Source organism: Vibrio sp. V33_P6A3T137, from assembly GCF_009904835.1.
Taxonomy (GTDB): Bacteria; Pseudomonadota; Gammaproteobacteria; order Enterobacterales; family Vibrionaceae; genus Vibrio; species Vibrio metschnikovii.
Genome location: NZ_WXWK01000096.1, coordinates 1 through 4,946 on the forward strand (window position 1 = coordinate 1; position 4,946 = coordinate 4,946).

The 4,946-nt window shown below is 44.4% G+C and carries 6 protein-coding genes; 2 read left to right on the plus strand and 4 right to left on the minus strand.

Going from position 1 to position 4,946, the window contains the following annotated elements:
• Positions 1-1,588 (minus strand): phosphoglucomutase (alpha-D-glucose-1,6-bisphosphate-dependent) (gene pgm / locus CAG60_RS09435; RefSeq protein WP_161438810.1); only part of this gene is annotated, 1,588 nt, incomplete at its 3' end.
• Between the two features lie 107 nt (positions 1,589-1,695).
• Positions 1,696-2,232: a replication initiation negative regulator SeqA gene (seqA, locus tag CAG60_RS09440; protein WP_004394790.1), complete on the minus strand. Its 537-nt coding sequence runs from the start codon at positions 2,230-2,232 to the stop codon at positions 1,696-1,698.
• Positions 2,233-2,324: 92 nt separating this feature from the next.
• On the opposite strand from seqA, the gene CAG60_RS09445 reads away from it, so the two are divergent.
• Positions 2,325-3,089 (plus strand): alpha/beta fold hydrolase, encoded by a 765-nt coding sequence (locus tag CAG60_RS09445; RefSeq protein ID WP_161438811.1) that lies wholly within the window; start codon positions 2,325-2,327, stop codon positions 3,087-3,089.
• 114 nt (positions 3,090-3,203) lie between these two features.
• A complete protein-coding gene (fldA, locus tag CAG60_RS09450; RefSeq protein ID WP_004394788.1) occupies positions 3,204-3,731 on the plus strand; it encodes a flavodoxin FldA in 528 nt (175 codons plus the stop codon).
• A 66-nt stretch (positions 3,732-3,797) separates the two neighbouring features.
• On the opposite strand, the gene CAG60_RS09455 is transcribed toward fldA, so the two are convergent.
• Both CAG60_RS09455 and CAG60_RS09460 read right to left on the minus strand, forming a co-directional pair.
• Complete coding sequence (locus CAG60_RS09455) at positions 3,798-4,493, minus strand: LrgB family protein (protein WP_004394787.1); 696 nt, start codon at positions 4,491-4,493, stop codon at positions 3,798-3,800.
• On the minus strand, positions 4,493-4,903 hold the full coding sequence (locus CAG60_RS09460) for a CidA/LrgA family protein (RefSeq protein ID WP_040904151.1): 411 nt from the start codon (positions 4,901-4,903) through the stop codon (positions 4,493-4,495). The genes CAG60_RS09455 and CAG60_RS09460 overlap by 1 nt, the downstream gene beginning before the upstream one ends.
• Positions 4,904-4,946 lie beyond the last annotated feature (43 nt).

Genomic DNA, 4,946 nt, shown 5'->3' on the forward strand with positions numbered 1-4,946 from the left:
GTTTTAAATGCTCTGCGCCTTTAAAACTCTCACAATAGATTTTATAAATATCTTCTGTCCCTGATGGACGAGCCGCAAACCAACCGTAATCAGTTGTCACTTTTAAACCACCAATCGCAGCTCCATTACCTGGAGCATGGGTTAAACGGGCAGTGATCATATCTCCGGCTAAGGTTTGAGCGGTCACCATCTCGGCGGAAAGCTGACTCAAGATCGTTTTTTGAGGTCCATTGGCCACAGCTTGAATTCGGCTGTAGTGCGACTCACCATGTTTCGCTGCTAATTGATCGTAATATTGCTGAGGGTTTTTCCCCGTCACCGCGGTTATTTCGGCAGCGAGTAGACATAAAATAATCCCATCTTTATCGGTTGACCAAGCAGTGCCATCTTGACGTAAGAAAGAAGCACCAGCACTCTCTTCTCCACCAAAACCAAAACGACCGTTATACAAGCCATCAACAAACCATTTAAATCCGACTGGCACTTCACACAATTTGCGGCCTAAATCCGCAACGACTTTATCAATCATCGCACTGGAGACAAGGGTTTTGCCCACAGCAACATCAGATTGCCAAGCAGAGCGGTGACGGTAAAGATAGTCAATACAAACCGCCAGAAAATGGTTAGGGTTCATTAAACCTTGTGGAGTAACAATCCCATGACGATCATAATCAGGGTCATTACCAAACGCTAAATCGTATTGGTCTTTCAGTGCTAATAAGCCAGCCATCGCATAGGGAGATGAGCAATCCATACGCACCACGCCATCTTTATCCAGTGACATAAATTGGAACGTAGGATCAATCGCTTCACTGACTAACGTTAAATCTAAATCGTAGGTTTGAGCAATTTGTCGCCAATAATCAATTCCGCTGCCACCTAATGGGTCGACACCTATCTTCAGTTTGGCTTTCTGAATCGCGGCCATATCGACAACATTCACTAAGTCGTCAACATAAGGTTTCACTAAATCAACCTGCTTCAATAAAGGTGACTGCTTCGATTCAACAATAGCCACGCGTTTCACCCCACGCAAACCATCGGCAATTAGCTGATTAGCTCGGTTTTCAATCGCTTTAGTAAGCTCACCTTCCGCGGGTCCACCATGAGTCGGATTGTATTTGATACCGCCATCTTGAGGCGGATTATGTGATGGGGTGATCACGATACCATCTGCTTTATCGGCATGTTGCAAGTTATAGGTCAAGATGGCATGAGAGATACCCGGCGTTGGCGTATAACCATTATCTTGTTGAATAATGACTTCCACCTGATTGGCAATGAGCACTTCGAGTACACTGCTTAAGGCTGGTTCAGATAAAGCATGGGTATCTTTACCGACAAAAATAGGTCCGGTCGTACCCAGCTCTGTACGCAGATCAACGATCGCTTGCGCGATAGCTAAAATATGGTGTTCATTGAACGTGAATTTATCAGCCGACCCTCTATGGCCGGAAGTACCAAATTCAACCTTATGCTGCGGGTTATTCGCATCGGGTTGTAAAAGGTAGTAATGAGAAACTAAAGCCGGAATATTATGTAAATCTTGTTGCTGTGCTTTTTGTCCTGCACGAGGGTGCATAGCCATAATGACATCCTTTTAAAAATAATAATCAATAAAAAACCTCATAATACGCATTTTTACATGCCCAGTATGAGGTTCTAGTCAGACTTTTCGCTGCTGATCGTGCCACGTTAAATAGACAAGGTCACTTTTTCAATAATATCCGCAGGGAAATTCATTTTCAGCATCACTTGCTCAACCATTTGCTGTTTACGGCTGGTATTGTTGTTCGTGATAACCCATAACGGCGTATTTGGAATCGCTTTTGGTTTCGTCGTTTGCCCGTTCGCGAGCAACGTCGCTTCATTGTCGGCAAAATAAACTCGCTTGCGTCCCTTAACGATCATGGCATCTGAGAAGCTCGCCGGATCGATACGATAGAGTGTGGATAGGACTAACATAAAACGATCAACGGCTTTTTTCAGTGCAGAATATTCATCTGAAATCAGTAACTCGCGCATCGCCTTAACGCTATCAACTTTTGTCTCTTGAGCCGCATCTTTACTGACCACTAACCCTTTAGGAGCAGTGATAGCAGGCATCGCCGAAAAACGCTGACTATCAACCTTCAATAAGCGACGTAAAATATCGGAAGCGCTCTCACCAATATGTAGGGTTTGACTGGCAATATAACGGTATAGATCTTCATCAACCTCAATTGTTTTCATTCGCTTTTCACAATCTCTATGTTTAAACTCTGAGGGATTATAGCGAGATCTTTACCGATACTCTACGTTAAACCCATTACTAATAAGATAAAATGTCAGCACTGCTTAATTACAAACTAGAAGGTGAGGGTCACACCGTCGTTCTGATCCATGGTTTATTTGGTAATTTAGACAATTTAGGGCTACTCGCAAGAGATCTGAAACACGATCATCAAGTGCTGAGTATTGACCTACGTAACCATGGACAATCGTTTCACGCTTCAGAACATAACTACGCGTTAATGGCGCGCGATGTCGATCAGCTGCTCACCGAGTTGGCTATCACTCAAGCGACAATCATTGGTCACTCCATGGGCGGTAAAGTAGCGATGAAATTAGCCGATCTTGCCCCCGATATCGTTCAACGGTTAATCGTGCTAGACATGGCCCCCGTTGCCTATAGCGTGCATCGTCATCAACAGGTGATTGATGGTCTCGATGCGGTGTTAGAACAAAAACCATCCTCTCGCAGTGAAGTGATGGCCCTTTTAGCCCAGCATATCGATCAGGAAGGCGTTCGCCAATTTCTGGGGAAATCCTTGGTCAACCAAGATAGCGTCATGACTTGGCGATTTAATGTACCTGCAATTAAAGTCAACTACTGGAATATTCTTGGTTGGGAACCGATTGCCTGTAACTCAACCCCTACCTTATTTATTAAAGGGGCAGATTCAAACTATTTAATGGCAGAGCATCAACCCGCTATCCAGCAACAATTTAGCCATGCCAAAGCACATGTTATCGCCAATACTGGCCACTGGTTACATGCTGAAAAACCAGCAGAAGTACTCCGTGCGATTCGTAAGTTTATCGCCTAAAGCGCTTAATCCATAACAAGTTAAGGGAAATTTGAAAGTCAATAGGTGGATTAACTTTAACAAATAACAGTGGTATAGTTCGCGCAAGCAGATTGATTTAAAGGTAAAGACTCTATGGCAAGTGTAGGTATCTTTTTTGGTAGCGATACAGGTAACACCGAAGCTATTGCAAAAATGATTCAAAAACAACTCGGCAAACAACTGGTTCACGTACAAGATATCGCGAAAAGTAGTAAAGAAGATATTGATAACTTTGATCTTTTACTGCTTGGCATTCCCACTTGGTACTATGGTGAAGCACAGTGTGATTGGGATGATTTTTTCCCTGAATTAGAAGCCATTGATTTTTCGACTAAACTCGTGGCTATTTTTGGGTGTGGTGATCAAGAAGACTACGCAGAGTATTTCTGTGATGCTATGGGCACCGTTCGAGACATCATTCAAGCCAAAGGCGCAACGATTATTGGTCATTGGCCAACGGAAGGTTATGAGTTTGAAGCGTCTAAAGCATTAGTCGATGATAATCATTTTGTTGGTCTATGCATTGATGAAGACCGTCAACCAGAGTTGACCGAGCAACGTGTGACCGCGTGGGTTCAGCAAGTATACGAAGAAATGTGCTTAGCTGAGCTAGAAGACTAAACCAGCAACCGCCCTCACATGGGCGGTTTCTTTTAGCACAAACTACCGATGAATGGTTTCACGGATTCACCACAATAGTTGGCCTAAAAAGGGCGCAATCAGTACCGTTACCATACCGGCTATCATCATGACGACACTCGATACCACCCCTTCTGCATTTCCCATTTGATACGCTTTCGCGGTGCCTGCACCATGGGCAGAAGCCCCTAAGCTCGCCCCACGCCCAAATCGAGAACGAATCGATAAGAAGGTTAATATACTTTCACCAACCGCCATTCCAATAACACCCGTGAGTACCACAAACAGGGCCGTTAAGTCACTTTCGCCACCAATGGCACGTGTTGCTTCCACGGCAAAAGGGGTCGTTATCGAGCGCATGGCTAAGCTACGCTGCAGTAACTCTGGTAATTCAAACCAGCGTGCCAGCAAGACGGTACTGCTCACAGCCACAATCACGGAAACCACCACACCAACCGATAATGACAACCAATGACGACGAATTAAAAGCCGATTATCGTACACAGGAATCGCAAAGGCGACGGTGGCAGGCCCAAGTAACCATAATAGCCAACGAGACTCTTCCATATACGATGGATAAGGAATATCCATACCAATGACAATCAGCACCAACAGTAGTGGAGCCAGCAATAAAGGCATCAAAAAAATTGTTCGTTTGCGCTGATAGAGCATTTTACAGACGTAATAGAGTGCTAAAGTCAGTACCAAACACGTCATGCCGAGTAATGAGACCGAGTGCAACATTATAAGGCTCCTGTTAACTTATTACTTTTTCGGCGCGCTAATTTAAGCTCCAGGCGGTATAATTTATCCACGACCCACGCAGTCACCGCTATCACTAAAACGGTACTCAGCACTAATACTAAGATAATTCGTCCGCCCTGTTCACGCACCAGCGGCTGATAATTGACCACGGCTACGACCGCCGGAACAAAAAACAGTAACATTTCCGCTAAAAGCCAAGCCGCACCTCGTCGCAGCCATTCAACGTTAACAATCTTACTGAATACCAACGTCAGCAGTAACAACATACCTGTGAGATTGGCAGGGATAGGCAAGTGTAAGTAATCAACCAAACGATCGGCGATTACCCATATCAAACCTAACGCAACAATTTGCCCAATGGTCAGCAAAACAGTTTCAATCTTCCTCATGGCATTATTCGCTCATTGTGTGAAATTAATCACAGTATAGAGA